Annotated in this window: 17 protein-coding genes; 12 read left to right on the forward strand and 5 right to left on the reverse strand. The window is 50.1% G+C overall.

The window, feature by feature from the left end:
* The first annotated feature begins 4 nt into the window (after positions 1–4).
* The 4 genes from HI950_RS17490 to HI950_RS17505 all read left to right on the forward strand — a co-directional run bounded on the left by HI950_RS17490 (position 5) and on the right by HI950_RS17505 (position 3429).
* Positions 5–1198 (forward strand): amidase, encoded by a 1194-nt coding sequence (locus HI950_RS17490; RefSeq protein ID WP_169084290.1) that lies wholly within the window; start codon positions 5–7, stop codon positions 1196–1198.
* 16 nt (positions 1199–1214) lie between these two features.
* The gene (locus tag HI950_RS17495; RefSeq protein ID WP_169084292.1) at positions 1215–2075 is read left to right on the forward strand and encodes a fumarylacetoacetate hydrolase family protein; all 861 of its coding nucleotides are present in this window, start codon (positions 1215–1217) and stop codon (positions 2073–2075) included.
* Between the two features lie 168 nt (positions 2076–2243).
* A complete protein-coding gene (locus HI950_RS17500; protein ID WP_169084294.1) occupies positions 2244–2942 on the forward strand; it encodes a pirin family protein in 699 nt (232 codons plus the stop codon).
* A 160-nt stretch (positions 2943–3102) separates the two neighbouring features.
* On the forward strand, positions 3103–3429 hold the full coding sequence (locus HI950_RS17505; RefSeq protein ID WP_169084296.1) for a hypothetical protein: 327 nt from the start codon (positions 3103–3105) through the stop codon (positions 3427–3429).
* Between the two features lie 208 nt (positions 3430–3637).
* Here the strand turns inward: HI950_RS17505 and HI950_RS17510 are convergent, their stop codons facing one another.
* Complete coding sequence (locus HI950_RS17510) at positions 3638–3769, reverse strand: DUF4023 domain-containing protein (protein ID WP_169084298.1); 132 nt, start codon at positions 3767–3769, stop codon at positions 3638–3640.
* 269 nt (positions 3770–4038) lie between these two features.
* Here HI950_RS17510 and HI950_RS17515 point away from each other — a divergent pair, with 269 nt between their 5' ends.
* Both HI950_RS17515 and HI950_RS17520 read left to right on the forward strand, forming a co-directional pair.
* Positions 4039–4713 carry a hypothetical protein gene (locus tag HI950_RS17515; protein ID WP_169084300.1) on the forward strand — a complete coding sequence of 225 codons (675 nt, stop codon included), beginning with the start codon at positions 4039–4041 and terminating at the stop codon, positions 4711–4713.
* 152 nt (positions 4714–4865) lie between these two features.
* Complete coding sequence (locus tag HI950_RS17520) at positions 4866–5096, forward strand: cold-shock protein (protein WP_053373644.1); 231 nt, start codon at positions 4866–4868, stop codon at positions 5094–5096.
* An 86-nt stretch (positions 5097–5182) separates the two neighbouring features.
* Here HI950_RS17520 and HI950_RS17525 read toward each other — a convergent pair whose 3' ends face one another.
* Positions 5183–6805 (reverse strand): response regulator transcription factor, encoded by a 1623-nt coding sequence (locus tag HI950_RS17525; protein WP_169084302.1) that lies wholly within the window; start codon positions 6803–6805, stop codon positions 5183–5185.
* A complete protein-coding gene (locus HI950_RS17530; RefSeq protein WP_169084304.1) occupies positions 6802–8658 on the reverse strand; it encodes a sensor histidine kinase in 1857 nt (618 codons plus the stop codon). Before HI950_RS17530 ends, HI950_RS17525 begins: the two co-directional genes overlap by 4 nt.
* Before the next feature lie 187 nt (positions 8659–8845).
* Here HI950_RS17530 and HI950_RS17535 point away from each other — a divergent pair, with 187 nt between their 5' ends.
* From HI950_RS17535 to HI950_RS17545, 3 genes are all read left to right on the forward strand, one after another.
* Entirely contained in the window at positions 8846–9733 is an 888-nt protein-coding gene (locus tag HI950_RS17535; protein WP_169084306.1) for a carbohydrate ABC transporter permease, read from the forward strand.
* Positions 9733–10566, forward strand: coding sequence for a carbohydrate ABC transporter permease (locus HI950_RS17540; RefSeq protein ID WP_169084308.1), 834 nt, complete (start codon positions 9733–9735; stop codon positions 10564–10566). The genes HI950_RS17535 and HI950_RS17540 overlap by 1 nt, the downstream gene beginning before the upstream one ends.
* A gap of 148 nt (positions 10567–10714) precedes the next feature.
* The gene (locus tag HI950_RS17545) at positions 10715–12031 is read left to right on the forward strand and encodes an ABC transporter substrate-binding protein (RefSeq protein WP_169084310.1); all 1317 of its coding nucleotides are present in this window, start codon (positions 10715–10717) and stop codon (positions 12029–12031) included.
* Positions 12032–12113: 82 nt separating this feature from the next.
* Here HI950_RS17545 and HI950_RS17550 read toward each other — a convergent pair whose 3' ends face one another.
* Together HI950_RS17550 and HI950_RS17555 are read right to left on the reverse strand one after the other, a co-directional pair.
* Positions 12114–13394, reverse strand: a complete 1281-nt coding sequence (locus HI950_RS17550; protein WP_169084312.1) for a glycoside hydrolase family 125 protein — start codon at positions 13392–13394, stop codon at positions 12114–12116.
* Positions 13395–13415: 21 nt separating this feature from the next.
* Complete coding sequence (locus HI950_RS17555; RefSeq protein ID WP_317618394.1) at positions 13416–16175, reverse strand: alpha-mannosidase; 2760 nt, start codon at positions 16173–16175, stop codon at positions 13416–13418.
* Between the two features lie 429 nt (positions 16176–16604).
* Here HI950_RS17555 and HI950_RS17560 point away from each other — a divergent pair, with 429 nt between their 5' ends.
* From HI950_RS17560 to HI950_RS17570, 3 genes are all read left to right on the forward strand, one after another.
* Positions 16605–17519 carry an ABC transporter permease gene (locus HI950_RS17560; protein WP_223285361.1) on the forward strand — a complete coding sequence of 305 codons (915 nt, stop codon included), beginning with the start codon at positions 16605–16607 and terminating at the stop codon, positions 17517–17519.
* A gap of 19 nt (positions 17520–17538) precedes the next feature.
* Positions 17539–18450, forward strand: a complete 912-nt coding sequence (locus HI950_RS17565) for a carbohydrate ABC transporter permease (protein ID WP_169084318.1) — start codon at positions 17539–17541, stop codon at positions 18448–18450.
* 120 nt (positions 18451–18570) lie between these two features.
* Entirely contained in the window at positions 18571–20181 is a 1611-nt protein-coding gene (locus tag HI950_RS17570) for an extracellular solute-binding protein (protein ID WP_169084320.1), read from the forward strand.
* Positions 20182–20205: the final 24 nt, after the last annotated feature.

Consider the following 20205-nt stretch of genomic DNA (forward strand, 5'->3'; position numbering starts at 1 on the left):
ATAGATGAAGCGTAACTGGAACGCATATGCGAATGAGCAGGTGGTTGCTCTGCCTCTGAGCGAAGGCAGCTTGAGCGGCAAGACGTTTGCAGTTAAGGATGTGTTCGATATTGCAGGCCACACGCCGGGCGCAGGCAATCCGGATTGGCTTCGAACACATGAACCGTCAGACAGACACGCAGCAGTTGTAGATAAGCTGCTTGGCAGCGGCGCTAAGCTTATGGGAACGACGATTACCGATGAGATCATGTACAGCATTAATGGCGAGAATGCGCATTATGGCACGCCAGTGAATCCGAAAGCGATAGGACGCATTCCTGGAGGCTCCTCAAGCGGCTCGGCGGTTGCGGTATCGGCTGGCTTGGCTGATTTTGCAATAGGCACCGACACAGGTGGCTCGGTTCGCGTTCCGTCCGCTTACTGCGGCATTTACGGCATCCGGCCTACTCATGGAGCTATTGATGTGAGCGGGCTTATCCCGCTTGCGCCAAGCTTCGATACGGTGGGCTGGATGGCCCGCGATGCGCAGACGCTGCTCGATGTGGGACGTGTGCTGCTGGGTTCGCAAGCGTGCAAAGACGGCGCTTTTCCGCGGATGGCATTTGCAGATGATTTATGGTCATTAACCGATGAGCATTCATTCGCCGCTGCGTCGCGTTATTTTCCGGTCTTGCGCGAATTAGCCGATCAGCAGGAGGCTGTCGTAGTTGCTCCGAACGGATTACGGGAATGGATGAACGCTTTTCGCACGATTCAAGGGCTTGAAATTTGGCGAGAGCACCAGGAATGGATTACACGCGAGAAGCCTTCCTTCGGGCCGGGCATCGCCGAGCGGTTTGCTTGGGCAAGCACGCTTAAGCTGGAGGAAAGTGGAGCGGCTTATATTCTTCGAGAAGAGATACGCATGAGGATGGAGGAGCTGCTTGGCGAGGATACTGTGCTTGTTGCGCCGACTGTGCCTGCAATAGCCCCGCCGCTCAATATGACAGGCTCCGAGGTTGAGCGACGAAGGGTGCAAACGCTCGAAATGAGCTGCGTGGCCGGACTTGCGGGGCTGCCTCAGGTGACGGTTCCGATTGCGGGCGAGCAGGGCTGCCCGATTGGCATTTCTTTTATCGCTGGCCGCAACCAAGACATGAGGCTGCTGGAGTGGGTAGCTGACCGAGTGTCTGCACAAATATTTCTGTTAAGCGAATGAAAAGGAGCATAAACCGATGAAGTTATCATCCATCAAAGTGAATGGTAGGGAGCTTGCCGCTCTTCCGAGCGCGAATGGGCTTGTTCTATTAGAGACGATTAATGAAGTTGAAGGAACGAGCTGGAGCAGAGAGATGTTTGAGTTAATTCGTCTTGGCGAGCTGGAGCCTCTCACCAACTGGTATGAGGGGGGCGGAAAGGAAAAGCTGGGTCATTTAGCGGCCATTCCTTATGAGCAGGCGGAATACGCGCCATTATATCGCCATCCGCGCAAAATTTGGGGAATCGGCCTGAACTATGTGCAGGATGCCGAGGAGCTTGCGGCCGTTGACCCAACTGAAGAGCCGGTTAGCTTCATGAAGCCGGATACGACGCTTATCGGACAGCTTGATACCATTCGTATTCCCGGGGATGCGGGAACCATTACGGCGGAAGCTGAGCTAGGGCTCATAATCGGCAAGACATGCAAAAATATAACGGAGGCCGAGGTATATGATGTCATTGCGGGCTATACGACGACGATCGACGTAACGGCATCCGATATCCATGCCCGAAATCAACGTTACTTAACGAGAGCGAAGAGTTTTGATACCTTCTTCAGCTTCGGGTCGCAGTTGATTACGAAGGACGAATTTCCTGAACCGTTAGCCATTCAAGTCGAGACGGCTATTAACGGCGAGGTCGCGCATCGGAACAAGGTATTCAACATGAAGTTCCGGCCTTATTTTGCCGTTGCCTTTCATTCGAAGGTCATGACGCTGCTGCCAGGCGATATTATTATGACAGGTACGCCGGGCGCTGTCGTTATTCGTGACGGCGATATTGTAGAGTGCCGTATCGATGGCTTCGAGCCGCTGCTTAATCCTGTTAGGAACTGAGCTCAAGGATGACTCTGTATAGTAAAAGAAGCAGGTTATTTCTCTACTCGGGATTCGGCTGCTCTTTTTGCGTTGCTTTGGGTGATTGTCCGCTCGAGAGCCTTGCTAGCTTGACGGAAAACTGCTATAAATAAGTAAGTAAATAAATAGTTGTTTGGAGGAGACGCAATGATCAACGTATTTCCCGCTGCTACGCGGCATTTTGCAGATCTCGGCTGGCTGCGCAGCCATCCAAGCTTCTCATTCGGTGCCTATTATGATCCGGATCGAACGGGCTTTAGTGTCATGCGAGTATGCAATGACGATTATTTAACTCCGGGAAAAGGCTTTGGCGCTCACCCGCACAGCGATATGGAGATTGTGTCTATCGTATTAGCGGGCCTGATTAGACATGAAGATAATTTAGGCAACTCGGTCGTATCCTCGTTTGGCGAGGTTCAGCGCATGTCGGCAGGTACCGGCGTTATTCATACCGAATTTAACGCATCGGAGGAAGAGGAGCTTCGTTTGCTTCAGCTTTGGTTCATGCCTAAGGAACGAGGCTTGGCGCCATCCTATGAGGCAAGCCGGTTCGACGTGGATAAGCTGCATAACGCGCTGCTCCCTGTCGTATCCGATAAAGCTTTGGAGCAGGGAGCTTCCATTGGCCAAAACATGACGATCTATTTGAGCAAGCTAGAGAAGGGAAAGCAGCTTGACTACGCAGTTGAACAGGGACGCAAGCAATTTATATATATGATTGAGGGGCAGCTTCAGACGCACGGCGAAACGTTGGCGGCAGGCGACACGGCGCAGATTGAAGCTGCGGACGAGCTTATTTTTACAGCGATTGAGCCGGCCTTTTTTATGCTCGTCGATTTGCCATAAGCCTGTGATGGGCGTTTGCATCGGTTTAAGTTGAGGTCGGAGTAAGTTTGTATCGGCAAAAGTAGAGCCTACACTATTGGAGTAGGTTTGTGCAGTTAAACGAAAAGTCTACGCTTTCGAAGTAAGTTTGCATTCGCAAACTTTGAAGGAGGATATCGGGATGAAACAGACGTTTCTTGTTAAGCATGCGGTTGGCGGGCGAATGTTTATTGATTCGAATAAGCAGGATGTTCCGTATACGCTCGTTCCGCAGGGCGAAGGCTGGAGGTTCACGGTCAGCGTCCCATGGAGCGCGGAGGTCGAGGAGCTGCTGTCGCATAAGGAAGAGCTGAACGTGTTTGTTTTCAAGGAGTATGACGATCAGCCCACGCTAAAAACGTGGTATTACATCAAAGACGGTCAGGTCGAATACGACGCCGATCAGTGCACTCTGACGATTGTAGCAGATTCGTGTATTGACTATTACCCTCATGAATTTTCCGTTTAAACGAACGAGGTAAGAAAATAGTGGTAATGCCACGATCAGCAGGCATAAGAATGTATGAGGAGACCCTTTGTGGCCCAGTAATGCATGTCTATCAAAGTTCCATTCCATACTGCACTTTAGCTCATTACCGTAATGTTCGAGTGTTGAAGTCTATATGAGACAGACCCTTAGCAGGAAGCTCGCTAGGGGTCTGTTTTTGCTTTCGCTGCTATTTATTGGTGCCGTGCTGTTTAGTGCTAAGTTTTTCTGCTGGATTACCATTGCCTCTGTTTCTTTTGTTAAGCTCAGCCTTATGCTGCGTAGCTTTTACCTTTGCGACAAACTCGCTAGTGCTTTCCAAAACAATCATCCTCCTCTATTTTGAGCATAGCTTCACAACTTCATTAATTAGAATATCCAACAACAAAAAAAATCTGACGCTCAGCCCGTATATTTGTAAAATAACGATTGAAAGCGGTGCTTGTCCTCCCTTATGATAGCGATATGTGCCGAGCTCATTTAGGTTATGGTGGGTTTCAGCTGCTTTATACCCAATAACCTATTCACCTGTCACAATTTAAGTGTTACCAAATAACACTTAACCATCCTACCAAGCGAAGCGAGGTACTTATGTTCAGAGTAATGGCGCGGGCACACATAAAAGAAGGCTTTGAAGAGGAAGCGATAGAAGCGGCGAAGCAGGGAACAGCCGTGCATCAGCTTATGGAGCAAGGCGAGATCATGACGGCAGGCTGCTTCAAGTGGGAGCGCAACGTGTTTGCCTACTGCGAATGCGTGGACCGATTAATCGAGCCGGAGGAGCTGCTGCCGGAAATGGACGCTTTTCTTGCGATCTGGCCAGGTCAGGCGACAGCCCGGAAGTGGGTGCCGATGATCGACGTTTTTCATTTTAACGAGCCGGCTAGTTACGAGCATTGGCTCCGCAAGGAGCCGGTGGAGCGACGGGTAGGCAGAGTGGCGCATTTGAAGCCGGAAATGGCGGCAAGCTACATTTATTATCATTTCCAGCTTCAGGAGGAGCGGGCTTTCCTTGGGCCAAAATACGAAATAATCGCCATGCACGAAAATTTGCTGTTTGGCTATCAGGAATTTCCGGCAGTCGTGGAGGAACCTTTGCTGCCCGGCAAATTAAGCACTTCCGGGACGCCAGCCCATTGGCCGGACTCGAGAATGGACTTGCATTTCCAGCCTTGGGAGGACGGACATCTGTATTTCAAGCCCGTAGAGCAGTTATTTGCTTATTACAGCGATTTTCCAAAAAAAAGGCACAAAACCATGGGCTGAGATTTGCCTTTATTGGACGAAATATGGTACAATGAAATCAATTGCAAGTTTGAAGCAAATATTCACAATACACTGCTGTTTATAAATGATAACTGCCCCTTACTCATAAGTTCGAGGCAGTTTTTCCTTTTTTAGCGCGAAGGGGGCTGACCATGTACAATCGTAAAAAACCGCTTGAAGAGATTCCGGAAGAAAACACGAAGGTATGGACATGTGAGACGGAAGGGTGCAACAGTTGGATGCGCGATAACTTTGCTTTTGATCACGTGCCTACTTGCTTGATCTGCCATGAACCGATGGTCAGCGGCGAGAAAATGCTGCCCGCGCTCAATAACTCCAATAGTGATATGAAGACGCTCAAGAAGGGTACACCGATCATGTAGGTGGCTCTTAATCGCAGAGAGAAGCCAAGCTTCGCACGAATGGCAGCAGTCGTTCATGCCGAGCTTGGCTTCTTTTCTGTTCCATCTTACATATCCCCGCTGTAATGGTGCTTGCGGTAATCGTTGGGCGAGCAATTCGTCCGTTTTTTAAATACGCGGCTAAAATACTTCTCATCCTGAAAGCCGACAAGCTCGGCGACCTGTGAAATTTTTAATTGCCCGTTCGCAAGCAGCTCCTTGGCACGCTTCATGCGAACCTCCGCAATAAAATCGGATAGGTTTTCGTTTGTCTCCTGCTTGAATTTGCGCGATATATATTCCCTGCTCAGAAAGAAACGCTCCGATATGTCCTGCAGTGTAATATCCTCATGCGGATGCTGCTCAATGTATTTCGCAATTTCCGCTATGACGCTTCGCTCCTTGTCATGCTCCGTAATGCGTTTTGCAATCTCGCAGGCCTCTGCCAATAGAGATTGCTTCCACTGCTCATAATCAAAAAATCCGCTTGCATCCACAGGAATTGACGCTTGCTCCTCCGCACGGCTTTCTTGATTGCCATCACCGCCGCGTTCGTTATTGTATTCCCAAATAGACTTAGCGACCTCGAATTGCTGCCGCCAAAGCATAAGCTGCTCCAGCGAAATATATCCGCCCTGGTCGAGCCGATCGAACCAAGGCTGCAGGGCGCGGCGTATTTGGTCCTTGTTCCCGCCCTGCACCGCAAAGCGCACTCTTTCCTCATGCTCGCTGAATAGCAGCAGCGTGTTTTTGTGGCTGGAACCGGCTGCCGTGATCGGATGGCAGTACCTATCGCGAACCAGCAAATTACGGCGCAGCAGCGCTTGTTTCGCTTGCTGATAAGCAGTCGCTGCTGCAGCTGGGAAGGCGGCGGATTGTCCGAGTCCGATGTGGAACCGCGTCTTCAGCGCTAAGAAAAACGCATCGTTTATTTCCGCAATCAGCTCCTGCGCCTGCTCGCCATCACCCCAGAAGAGAAGCAGCAGTTCATGCTCCTGGCCCCAGTGGCGAAGCGCAAAGCCCAGTTCCTTTGCCTTCAGAAATTCATTGCAAATATTCGTCATCGAGAACAGCAGCAAATCCATTCCGGAGGCGAACTTCTCTCTAACGGCAGGGGAGGTAAGCTCCAGCCTGACAAGAGCCATTCGCGCCCGAGCAATAGGTGCAGCGATGCCAAGCTCCTGCCTGATCGTATCGGCAAAGCCGGGATAGGAGCCAGGCTCGCTAATAAATGCCGAGAAATATTGCTCCAGGTACATAGGCTTAAGCTGATTGAGCTCGATATTCATGCTGCGCTTGCGGCAGCGCTCCTGCTCCTCTGCCATCCAGCTGCTCACGGCCTTCGTTAGTGCGCCTACAAGCTGATCCGCATCAATCGGCTTCAAAATATAATCGACACCGCCGTATTTGACCGCATGGCGAACGAAGCTGAAGTCGTCATGGCCGCTGATGACGATGATTTTGCTGGCAGGCGCGTGCTCGGCTACCCATTGCAGCAGCTCCGTGCCGTCCATGTTCGGCATCATCATATCAGTAAAAATAATTTCTGGCCGTTCCGAGCGAATGAGGCTGGTAGCCGCGATGCCATCTTGTGCTTCAAGGATCGTATCTATGCCAAAGTCTTTCCAAGGCACGAGGAGACGAATCGCTTCCCTTACATGCTTCTCATCGTCAATGATTAAAGCCTTCATCCTTCATTCTCCTTCACCAGCGGAATATGAATCGTAACGGAAAAGCCGTGCGGCTGCACATGGCGCAGCTCCATTTCGGCAGACGGATCAAAGTGCAGCCGCAGCCGTGAGAGAACGTTAGGCAGTCCGATGCCGCCATTATCCTGTTCATTGTCCTGCGAGCCGCCGAGCGGTGGCGCCTTCTTCATTTGCGCCAGCACCTCCTGCAGCCGCTCCTCCGATAAGCCGCAGCCGTTATCCTGCACCTCGACGGTAAGCCGCTTACCATCATCGGATAAGAAACTGCTAATGATCAGCTCCGAAGGTTCTTCGAACGATTGGACAAAGCCGTGTTTGAAGAAATTTTCGAGCAGCGGCTGCAAAATCATTTTCGGAACCAGAATGCCTTTCGTCTGTTCGTCTATGTGAAGCTGGATATGCAGGGCCGTATCGAAGCGCTGCTTCTGCAAATCAAGATAAGCCTGCACGTAATCAAGCTCCCGCCTGAGCTCCACGACAGCGTCCATCGTGTTCATGTTGTAGCGCATCATTTTGCCAAGTGACGTTATAAGCGAGTAGGCTTTGGTGTCGCCATGCTGAAGCGAAACGGTTCCGATCGACTGCAGCGCATTGTACAAAAAGTGCGGATTTACTTGGGCTTGAAGCGCTTTCAGCTCATTGGTCTTATTAGCGATCTCAAGCCGGTATTCGGTCAAAATCAAGTTATTGATCGTCTGCATCATCGAACGGAAACGCCTAGCGAGCAAACCGATTTCATCATTGCTGTGAATGTCGATCGATACATTCAAATTACCCGTTTCAATTTTGTTTACGTAGCCGATTAGACGGAGCAGCGGCTTCGTAAACCGGATGGATATAAACAGCGTAGCCAGCACCACGACCGCCAAAAAGGCGATTCCGACTGCGATGTTAATGCGGGCGATACGATCGGCAGCGCTGTAGAGATGCTTGTATGGCGTCTGCTTAATCAAATACCAGTCCATGTACGGCGTCTTAATCCGATCATAAAAAATCATGCCGTCGAACGCCTCCGCCTTCCAATCGAAATGCCCGCTGTCTTGCCCGGATTGCAAAATCGTTCCGAGCCAGCTTTGCCGCGCTTCGGTACCGATCTCTTCCGTATTGGAGGATAGCACGATATGGCCATCCGCGTCGGCGATATAGAAGCTTTCCTCCCCGCTGTCATAGAGCTGGCGGTTCAAATCCTCCAGCACCTGCAGCCGCACGTCGATGGAGAGCTCGGCCAGCAGCTCCTCGCTTGGCGCTAGGAAGATCGGACGGTGAAGCGTAAACACCATCTCCTCGGTTGCGGCTGATTTGAGATCGACGAGCCCATAATTATGGCTCTGATGCGAGGGCTCTATGTACGCTTTCTTCGCGGTTTGCGGGACGGCGGCATCATTTTGACCCACCTTAATGTCGTCGTTCCAGAGCAGATAGGTCGCGTTCTGGTTTACGACATAGAGCCTTACTTTATGAAATTCGCTTACGCTTTGATAAATGTTGTACAGATGGTCCTTCAGCAAATTGCGATTGCGGATGACGTCGGTAATATCGTTCGGGAACACCTCGTCCTCCATGCTGTGCTCTAAAATATAGTACAAGGAGCGGGGCACGTTCATCGCGTTATAGACGGCGAGCGACTTTTGGTTGATGTTGTTCGTGTAGTTCATAATGTTGGTTTTGCCAAGCGACAGCAGCCGATAATTTTTGGCAATGGCATCCTCTTTGATCGATTTGGTCGTCGCGTTATAGGAAATAATCATCGAGGTCGCGATTGGCAAAATCGTTGCCGCAAGCAGCAGAAGCATGAGCTTTTTACGAATTGTGTTAAATGGCTTTACTGTATTCATGGACACCATCCGCCCGCTTTCTGGTCATCTTGCTCTTGCATACACAGTAACCGATCATGCAACGGATGGTCAATATAGTCCACCTACCTTATCATGATCCTCTGTGGTTTGGCGGAGGGCTCGGTTTTATACTGTGAATAGCAAGCAGAACGATTCCGGCACAGGAAAGAGAAAGGGGACGAGACTAATGTCCAAACGAATCAAATGGAACGAATGGGTGCAGCAAACCGTGTTTGTCGGCCCGGGACTGATAGCATTTATACTGATTGTACTCGCACCGTTCGTGATGGGCTTTTACTACACATTTACGGAATGGAATGGGATGGACCTTGGCAACGCCAAATGGGTCGGCATGAAAAATATTACGAAAATTTTCACTGATGATGAACGTTTCTGGAACGCCTTTTGGTTCACGACCAAATTTACGGCAGCCGCAGTCGTAGTCACCAACGTCGCAGCATTTCTGCTGTCGCTTTTGCTGACGCGCAACCTGAAGAGCCGAAACTTTTTGCGGACGGTGTTCTTTCTGCCTAACGTAATTGGAGGCTTGCTGCTCGGCTACATCTGGTATTTCATTTTTGTACGGGGCTTTCGGGCAATCGGGGAAGCAACGGACATCGGCTTTTTTAACCTACAGTGGCTTGGCACGCCGAATACGGCATTTTGGGGCATCGTGATCGTATTTGTATGGCAAACGGCAGGTTACATGATGATTATTTATATCGCGGCGATGATCAGCGTGCCTAAGGATTTGATTGAGGCTGCGAGAATCGATGGTGCAGGGGCTTGGCAGCTGCTGCGCTCGGTTACGGTACCGCTAATCATGCCGGCGATTACGATCTGCTTGTTTCTAACGACATCCAACTCGTTCAAAATGTTCGATCTTAACCTGTCGCTTACCGCAGGCGGCCCTGGCAATGCGACCGAATCAATAGCGCTTAACGTCTACCGCGAAGGCTTGGTCAACAACCGCTATGGACTTGGAACGGCGAAGGCGATGATTTTCTTCTTCGGCGTCGCGCTTATTACGGTGACACAGGTATGGATCACGAAGAAGAAGGAGGTGGAGGCATAATGGAAAACAGACAGCGTTATACGCCTCTTATTTTGCTGCTGGAGCTTGTTGGCATCGCGGTTGCGCTCGTTTTTCTTGCGCCGTTCTACTTTCTGCTCGTCAACTCGTTCAAGGAGCTCAAATATATTTTGCTCAATGCCGCGTCTTTGCCTGAGAAGCTGGGGCTGGATAACTTCAAGCGCGCTTGGGTAGCCATCGATTTTCCGACGGTATTCCTCAACTCGTTCATGGTGACTTCGATCAGCGTATTGATGCTTGTCGTGATCAGCTCGATGATGGCTTACCGCTTGGTGCGCCGCCCGACGGCTTTTAACAAGATGCTGCTGACGGTGCTCATCGCCGCGATGATCATTCCGTTCCAGTCGGTCATGCTGCCGCTTATGCGCATTACTTCGATGTTCGAGCTGCGCGGGCATTTGTATGGTATCGTTATTTGCTATATGGGCTTTGGCATTTCGTTATCGATGTTTCTGTACCATGGGTTCATCAAGTCGGTTCCGCTTGAGGTGGAAGAGGCGGCGGTGGTGGACGGCTGCTCGCCTTACGGGGTGTTCTGGCGAATTGTATTTCCGCTGCTGAAGCCGATTACGGTGACGGTCATCATTTTGAACGTGCTGTGGATTTGGAACGATTACTTGCTTCCGGTGCTGGTCATTAACGACAATCTGACGACGATTCCGCTCGCGGTACAGAAGTTTTTCGGCCAATATTTGCGCAAATGGGATCTCGCCATGGCGGCGCTCACGCTGAGTACGATTCCGATCATTCTGTTTTTCTTATTTTTGCAAAAGCATATCATTGAGGGCATTACGGCCGGATCGGTAAAAGGTTAAACTTATAACTTGAATATATGGAAGTTATCAACATATTACACCTAGAAGTACAATATATTCGGTGTTGTGCCATGTTGTTGCACAATTATAATGACGATGTAAGCGTTACAAAATAGAATTATATATAAAATTTGCGGGAGGTCATAAGATGAAAAAGATTTCTTTACTTATGCTAGCTGCTATTATGCTCATCGTTCTGGCAAGCGGCTGCGGAAGCAACAACAATAATGGCGCAGCGGCTACCAATGCTCCAAAGGAAACGACAGACGCTGCCAAGACAGATCCTACGGAAGCGCCTAAGAAGGACGTTACGATTAAGGTGTTTCAATTCAAGGTAGAGATTGCAGATGCGCTTGGCAAAATGGCAGCTGAGTACGAGAAGGAAACGGGCGTTAAGGTTGAAATCGAGACGCATGGCGGCGGCGAGGATTACAGCGCTTTGCTCAAAGCAGAGCTTGCGGCTGGCGAAGAGCCGGAAATCTTCAACTCCAGCGGCTGGGCAGGCTTCGAGCCTTATGTGGATCGCGCGACGGATCTGACTGGCGAGGCTTGGGCGAAGGATTTGGTCGAAGCGTCGAAAGCGCAAATTACGCGTGACGGCAAGCTGCTCGGCATGCCGATGAACCTTGAAGCTTATGGCTTCACGTACAATAAGGATCTATTTGCGAAAGCGGGCATCACTGACCTTCCGCAAACGCTTGAGGATCTTGAGGCGGCGGCCAAAAAGCTGAAGGATGCCGGCATCATTCCGTTCGCGCTTACTTCCGAGTGGTGGTCGATGGGTATTCATACGCTCAACATCGCATTCGCGAACCAAGCTGATCCGGCAACGTTTATTGAGGATGTAAAAGCGGGCAAAGTGAAGCTGAAGGATGATCCGATCATGAAGCAGTGGATTCGCCTCGTGGACATTATGTTCGCTAACGGCCAAGACAACGCTTTGACGACGGACTATAATACGCAGGTAGCGGAATTCGCGGCAGGCAAATATGCCATGATTCAGCACGGCAACTGGATTCAAGGCATGATCGACGAAATCGACCCGGCGCTTAACCTGGGGATGATGGCAGTGCCGCTTCAAGGCAAACCAAACGTGTTTACCGGCGTGCCGAACAACTGGATCGTCAACAGCAAATCCGATCAAGTGGAAGAAGCGAAAGCGTTCTTGAACTGGATGGTTACATCGGAAACGGGCAAAAAATTCATCTCCACCGACTTTAAATTTGTGCCGGCTTTGTCCTCCATCGAGCCGAATCCGGAAGCGGTTGGCAAAATCGGCGGCGACTTCGCAACCTTCGCGAATGCGAACCCGGATCAAGTGAAAAGCTGGAACTGGGATCGCTTCCCGGATGGCATCACGCAGCAATGGGGCGCGGCTATGCAGGAGTACCTCGGCAAGCAAATTACGAGCGACCAGCTGCTTGAGAAATTCGACAAAGCGGTAAAGGATATCGTGAAGAAGTAAGACGCTATGCGAGAAGGGGATGCCCACAAGGTCAATGACCTCGTAGGCATCCCCTTTTAATGTGAGAATGAGCCCGTTACGATTACACGATGCCTTTATCCATCGCTTTGCAAATCAACATGGCGAACAGGCTGTTGGACCATGCAAACCATTCGCGTGAGAAAATAGTTGGATCATCGGGATGAAAGCCTTCGTGCATAAAGCCGGTATCGGCATCGGTAGCGACAAGCATATCGATAAGCTCTTTGATTTCCTCGTCATTATCGGCCGTCAGCGCTTGCATCGACAGCGCCATATGCCACACATGGCCGGCCGGCGTATGAGGACTGCCTATGCCCTTGGCAAACTTGCCTTCAAAGTAGAAAGGATTCTCACTGCTGAGCGCAAACCGCCGAGTATTTTGATAAGTAGGATCATCCACAGGCGCGTATCCGAAATAAGGAATAGACAGCAGTCCTGGCGTACCTGCATCATCCATCAGGCAGTAATTGCCGTATCCGTCGGTTTCATAAGCGTAGATTTTGCCGAAAACAGGGTGGTTGACGATGCCATAAGCTCGAATCCCGAAGTCGATCTCCTGACGAAGCTTCTCCGCTCTTCCCGCCAATTCCTTGTCCCCGTACACTTGCTCTGCAATGTCCCGAATATATCCAAGAATAACGACGGCAAACATATTGGAAGGAATGTTGTAGCCGAATAAGCAGGCATCATCGCTTGGACGGAAGCCCGACCACGTCATGCCCGTGTAGTTGACAGGCAAGCCTAACCCGTCATTTTGCAGCGTTTCGGTTTCTTTGAAGCCCGGGCGCACGAAGCGGTAGGGCGATTTTTCCTCATGGCGCTGCTCGGTTTTGATGACATGCACGATTGCATTCAGCGCTTGATAGCAGGCGTCGTCGAAAATATCGGTTTTGCCCGTTTCCTGCCAGTACATGTAGGCAAGCTGCGTCGGGAAACACAAGGAGTCGAGCTCGTATTTGCGCTCCCACATCCAAGCCGTCATGTCGGATTGATCGCCAGCGTTATAATGCTTGCCGCTTGCCGTCTCATTAAACGCGTTCGTATACGGATCGATATTAATGTAGAGCATTTGGCGCCGAATCACGCCGCTGATGATGCGCTGCAGCTCAGCGTCCTTCTTGGCGTAGGGGATGTAATGGCGGACCTGCTCTGTGGAATCCCGCAGCCACATCGCCGGAATATCACCTGTAATAACAAAGGTAGTGCCGTCGTCCATCAGCTTAATGGTCGTTTCCAGCGTATTTGGAAAGGTGTTTTTGAATAGCTTTTGCAGCTTGGGATGATGCGCGAGACGCTGATCCGCTTCTGCTAAGACGTTCGTAATGGAATCTGGTAATTTCATGAGAGATGCCTCCTGCTTCGTTTAATTTCCTGCTTCGTTTAATTTAACGGAATAAGTCATTATTTTTGCGGTTCCAATCGTTTCATGAACCTGTCCGCCCTGCATGCTCGCTGCCTCTTCGCGGCGCTCCAAAATATCGCTTTGATAAATACGGTCTGTACCAAAATCAGCCTCGAATGCCAGCTCGCGCGGCTCCCCGGCAAGGTTATACCAACGAACGATTATATCGCCGCTAGGCTGCGATACTTTAAAGGCAGACAGCGCGAGCCCTTTGCCTTCCCAATTCAGAGGCGCATAGGTGGTTGGCAGTGAGCCCTGTTGATTGCCGGTTTGCAGATGGAACCAAGGCGCTTGGAATTGGTAAGCTTCAATAAAGGCTTCAGACGTAATGGCATCCCCGGCATGCGGGTAAATGGCGAACTCAACCGTTTGCTCGCCAAGGCACTGCGCTTCCGGCGTCGGAAATACGCCCCAATCCCCAAGCTCGGAAACGGATCGAAGAAGCGTTACGGCAATCGTATTTGATTCCTCGCGCAGCACCTCGTATTCGTTCAGCCCTTTGTTGGCAACGGTTAAGCCGTGCTCGCCATCCGACACACTGATAAATGCCTGCTGATGCTGCGCATTGCTTGGATTTATCCACTCCTTCGCGGGAGTCGTATCCCGGGCAGCAACCTCAAAGATGGAGTCAGCCAAATGTGTATCAGACTTCAGCCCTGTTGGAAACAGGACCCGGAGGCGATGATCCTTGGCCTGATTATTAAAGGACGCTTGCATTTGCAGTCCTTTTCCGGAATGCTCAAGACTGACGCGCGTAACGATACGCAGCGGCACCTGAATGTCCACCCGTTGTGCCTTGCGATCACGGAAACGGACCATTTTACGCTTTTCTTCGGTAAAGGTATCGTCAGCCCGCGCAGGGATAGCCCATTCATGAACGATTTCGTACGTCATCCGGTACGCTTCATTCTCGACCAGCGTTATCATTGCTGGAATATCTTTTGTCGTTAGAGGCTGTTCACCTTCAGGCTGTCTAAATACATACTCATTGCCGAGGTCGCCGCAATTCTCATAGACGCCAAGTCCTTCGAACGTCACCCCAGTTGCTTTATCCGTTAAATTGATGGAGCCGTCCGCTTGAAAGCTTACGGCGATATATTCATTTTCCATGCCATTTGGACTGGCGCTCAGTGAAGTCACGGGCGTTGGCGCGGAGGCAGCGGAGGATGCAGGCCAAGCATAGGTTTTGAAGCCAAGCGCCGGAACTCGGCTTGCTTCGAAGGTCAGCCGGATTTTGCGTGCCATGTAAGGCTGGCGGAATTTATCCTTCGGCAGGTCATAACCAAAATGAACGCCTAAATCCTCAGCTTTGGCAGCAATAGCACAGCCCTTATCATCAAGCAGCACTCCGCGCTCTGTATCCAGCGGAAGCTTCTCCAGCCGCTCGGCAATCGCAGCCGGGTTTGGCCCTTCCTTGAAATAAGCTTTGGCAACGACGATCTCCACACTCACCGTACCGCTGCGTTCCCAGCCTGTCATGTTGAATATCGTGACCGGCATGCTTTCCTTCTCCCATGCTGCAACCTTATCCGTGTCAATTTGTCCCGCGATAGCACTTAGGCTTTCGGTAATGATGGATTCCGCCGTATGCCGGCTCTTATCGAAACGGGTAACCATTTCCTGATGCACTTCATCCACGCTGCAGCCGCAAATGCTGTCATGAGGATGATTTTGCATGAGCGTCTTCCATGCATAGGTCAACAGCTGATGCGGATAGGCTTGGCCGGCAGCCAGATGAGCAAGTGCTGCAAGCGGCTCAGCGCCCTTCTCCAGCAGCGTTTGTCCGCGCTGATTCAACTGCTTCAAGTAAACCCGCGCCGAAGCTGTATTGACGAGCGTGCTCCATCCATCGGTATGCTGACTGCGCAGCTCTCCTTTGACCGTGGTCAAATTCGCGGGAAGCTGCCCTTTTAGCGCCTCTAAATATTGCTCAAAGCTAGAGTGGATAAAGTTTATATCAGGAAACAGCTCGCGTGCTGTGCGGATTCCTTCTGTTAAATTCGTTTGGACAGGCTGATGGTCGCAGCCATTCATAAATAGAAGCTCTGGCGTAGACGCATATTTACTGGCGTCCTCAAGCCTTTTGGTCCAGTACGCTTTCGCTTCATCCGGATCGGTGGGAACCTCCATGCCGTTGTTGTACCAATTGGCAAACAGCAGCCCCAGCACAGTCGAGCCGTCGGGCGAGGACCAGTGCATTTCCGAAAAAGGCGATTCGTAGCTTGCGCTGGCCGATTCCCCAACCATATTATCGAAGCCGGTCGGCTTTACTCCGCGTCCGAATACGGCGGTATCGATATCCGCCTGCTTCAGCATTTGCGGAGCTTGTCCCATATTGCCAAAGGAGTCGGGGAAATAACCGAGCTTGGAAATGACGCCATAATGAGCCGCGTCTTGATGTCCAATCAATAGGTTGCGGACATTTGCCTCGGAGCTCGTCAGAAACTCGTCCTGCAGCACGTACCAGGGGCCAATAATAATGCGTCCCTCGCGAATATATTTCTCCAGCGCTTCTCTTTTCTCGGGATGGATCTGAAGATAGTCTTCCATAATGATCGTCTGTCCGTCCAGATGGAAGCTGCGGAATTCGTCATCCTCTTCCAAAGTGCGGAGCAAATCGTTCATTAGCTCAGTGAGCAGCGTATGGTGGTATTCGTAAGGCATATACCATTCTCGGTCCCAGTGGGTATGGGAGATGAGATGGGCGGTTTTGTTTGTCACGGTCAAAAGCCTCCTGAATTGTATTAGGTTTGTATGCGCGTTCAAGATTAGTGCCGAGAGCTGCTGTACAACAACAGGCATTCGTAAGAAAGGTTCACACATTTATCTGCAAAGCACAATATGTATCACTTGCACCACATTTACGCAGAGCATATCCAACATATTAGGGGCGCAATGGTCAGTGGAATAATGACAACGATCACCATGAAAACGCTATAAAACCTTACGGTTACAGCCTTTATGAATGACAATGCAGATCATACATATTTACCGGACCAGGCAATAATGTCTACAATTTGGAATGTAAGCGTTAGTCATTTGCAATGCCGAGAGCCGGCAAAGTGAAAGCTGCGAATAACAAAATAGAGAGAGGAGGATTCGAGAGAGATGAAAGGAAACGAACAGCAAGCGCTCCCTTTAAACCCAAAAATGCGAGGGAACAAACCGCTCGCCAAAAAGATGCTGCAAAACTGGGAGCTCTACTTATTTATGACTCCTGTCATGCTGTATTTTCTTATTTTTCACTACGGGCCCATGTACGGTATCCAGATTGCTTTTAAAAACTTCATACCGACAAAAGGCATTATGGGAAGCCCTTGGGTAGGCTTCGAGCATTTCGAGAGATTCTTTAATTCCTATTATTTTTGGGATCTACTATGGAATACGTTCAGCATCAGCCTATATGAGCTAGCCATCGGATTTCCGCTGCCGATTATATTGGCTCTTGCTTTTAACGAAATTAAAAACGGCTATTTTAAGAAAACAGTGCAAACGGTTACTTATGCACCGCATTTTATTTCAGTCGTCGTGATGGCCGGGATGATTATTACCTTCCTGTCACCATCGTCAGGGATGCTTGTTAAGCTCATCGAGTTGCTGGGCATGGAGCCGGCAGCCTATCTTACGGATCCTAAATGGTTTAAGACGGTGTACGTCTTGTCAGGAGTATGGCAAAGCGCGGGCTGGGGGACGATCATTTACCTGGCGGCATTGTCCGGCGTAGATCCACAGCTGCATGAAGCTGCTATCGTCGATGGCGCGAGCCGATTCAAGCGTGTGCTGCACATTAACTTGCCGACGATTGTGCCTACCATTACGATCCTATTGATTTTGAACATGGGCAACATCCTGGGCGTTGGCTTCGAGAAAATTTTGCTGCTTCAAAATCCGCTCAATATGGGGTCATCCGATGTTATTTCTACATTTGTGTACCGTTCCGGGTTAGTGGACGCGCAGTATAGCTTTTCTACGGCAGTTGGCTTATTCAATTCAGTAGTAAATGCTCTCTTGCTCATTATGGTCAATAAAATTGCGAAGCGCACAAGCGAGACAAGTCTTTGGTAGGAAGGAGGAACAGAAACGTATGGTTACAGCTGTAAAAGAATCAAAGGGCGATAAGCTGTTTCTGATTTTGAACTATATTTATTTGCTGCTTGCACTAATCGTTGTGCTGTATCCGGTGCTTTATATGGTCAGCGCTTCGATAAGCGATCCCAAGCTCGTAAATTCAGGCGAAATGTGGCTGTTTCCGAAGGGCATTACTTGGGAAGGGTACAAGCTGGTATTCGATAACGCCAAGATTTGGAACGGGTACCTCAATACGATTATTTATACGGTTCTCGGCACCTTGCTTAACCTAGCCGTTACGCTGCCTGCCGCCTATGCGCTGAGCAGAACCGATTTCATCGGACGCAAGCTGTTTATGGGCATCATTCTGGTCACCATGTTCTTTAGCGGGGGGCTTGTTCCGAGCTACCTGTTAATTAAGAATCTAGGCCTAATTAATAGCATGGGTGCGCTTATTTTGCCGGTTGCCGCCTCTGTGTGGAACATCATCGTGGCGAGAACCTTCTTCCAGTCTACGATTCCGAAGGAGCTGCAGGAGGCTGCGCATATGGACGGATGTACGAATATGAAGCTGTTTGTCCGGATCATTTTGCCGCTATCGTCTCCGATTATTGCCGTTATGGCTCTGTTTTATGGAGTAGGGCATTGGAATAGCTATTTTTCAGCTTTGATTTACTTGAATGACGAGGCAAAATACCCGCTTCAGATGATTTTGCGCCAAATTCTCGTGCTTCAGGAGATGACGGCAGAGACTACCGGAGCTGCGGTTAGCGGAGAGGTTGCTATGGCAATGAACTCCAAGGCGGATGCTGCTTCTTTGGTTAAATATGCAGTCATCATCGTATCAACGCTTCCGATTATTGCCGTTTACCCGTTTTTGCAGCGCTATTTCGTGCAAGGCGTAATGATTGGCTCCGTAAAAGGCTAGTTGCCGCATTCGGGACTCTTCGGCAAGACTTTGTGAGATAATGGACGAGGGAATTCATTTCTTCGCTTATTATATAGCATGACCAAATACATTAGAGGGAAAAAAAGGGAGGATTTAAGCATGCACAAATCAAGAAAGGCTTGGACGCTGCTGCTGGCGGGAGTGATGACGGTTACATTGCTGGCTGGCTGCGGCTCGTCCGGCGACAAGGAAAAAGGAAATACGGCAGGAGAAGGGGCAGCTGCTGAAAGTGTGAATAAAGAAGGCTTCCCGATTGTTAAGGAGAGCATTACCTTATCGCTAATGGCGCCGGACATCGGTATTCAGAACTGGAAGGACATGCCGGTTATGGCGGAGATGGAGAAGCTGACAGGCATTAAATTCGAATATTTGAATGCGCCTAGAGACAGCTTCGATACGAAGAAAAACTTGGTGTTTGCAAGCGGCGATTATCCCGATGTATTTTTCGGGGCTAAGCTGACGCAAGCGGAGGAGCTTAACTACGGCGGACAAGGGATTCTTATTCCGCTGGAAGGCCTTATTGATGAATATGCGCCTAATGTGAAAAAGCTGCTTGAGGATTACCCGGATATCCGCAAATCGATCACAGCACCGGACGGGCATATTTATTCACTGCCGCGGATCGAGTTCAACCAGCCATGGTATCGCAACCCGCTTTGGTATAACGGCGATTTTCTGAAAGCGCTTGATATAAAGAAGCTTCCTGAAACGACGGAAGAATTGTACACCTATTTGAAGCGGGTAAAAGAGGAAGATCCAAACGGCAACGGGCAAAAGGACGAAATTCCGCTCGCTTCCTCCTCCAAGATGAGAGATCTACGGACATGGATCCTCGGTGCCTTTGGCGCATATGAGGAAGAGATTTATGCCGATGAAAAGGATGTTGTTCACTATACACCGATGGAAGAGCCATACAAGGCGTACCTCGAATATATGAATCGCCTCTGGAGCGAGGAATTGCTTGATCATGAGTCCTTCTCCCAAACGGATGATCAGAAAAAAGCGAAAGCGAAAAACAATCAAATCGGGCTGTTCTCGGATTGGCATGCATACTTCACACATGGAGGCGAGCCGACTACGGCAGATGTCATGTTCAGCCCAGTGAAGAGCGACATGGTAGAGACGCCTGCGATTGCGAAAAATAAAGGCTACGCTACCGGAGCATTCGCTATCTCGAGCAGCAATAAAGCGCCGGAAGCATCGATGCGTTGGGTCGATTATTTGTACTCCTATGATGGCGCGATGCTGTTCGATAAAGGCCCTGAAGGCACATTGTGGAAGTATACGGACAAGGCTTCCATGACGAAGGAATGGCTGCCTGTTCCTGGCGGCGGCGATCGTGAGGAATTCCGCTCCACGCTGACGCCTAACTATGGGATTTCCGCGCCGATGGTCATTAGCGATGATCTCACGATTGGCCTGAAAACAGAATTTGATGAGTGGGTAACGAAAGAATCAAAGGAAAAGCTTCTGGACCGCGGCGCAAAAGTGCCATTCCCGGCGTTGTTCCTGACTGCGGAAGAGTCGGCTGAGGTAACGAAGCTGCGCTCGGACCTGAGCACTTACGTGATGCAAATGGAAGCCAAATTCATCACTGGCCAAGATTCGATTAGCAGCTGGGATAAATATGTGGATACGATCAAGAAAATGGGCGGAGAACGGATAGCTGAGATTTATCAAACGGCATACGACCGCTGGAAAACGAGCTAACATCCATCTAAATAAGCCAACTCT

It is taken from the genome of Paenibacillus sp. PL91 (genome assembly GCF_012935325.2).
Classification (GTDB): Bacteria; Bacillota; Bacilli; order Paenibacillales; family Paenibacillaceae; genus Pristimantibacillus.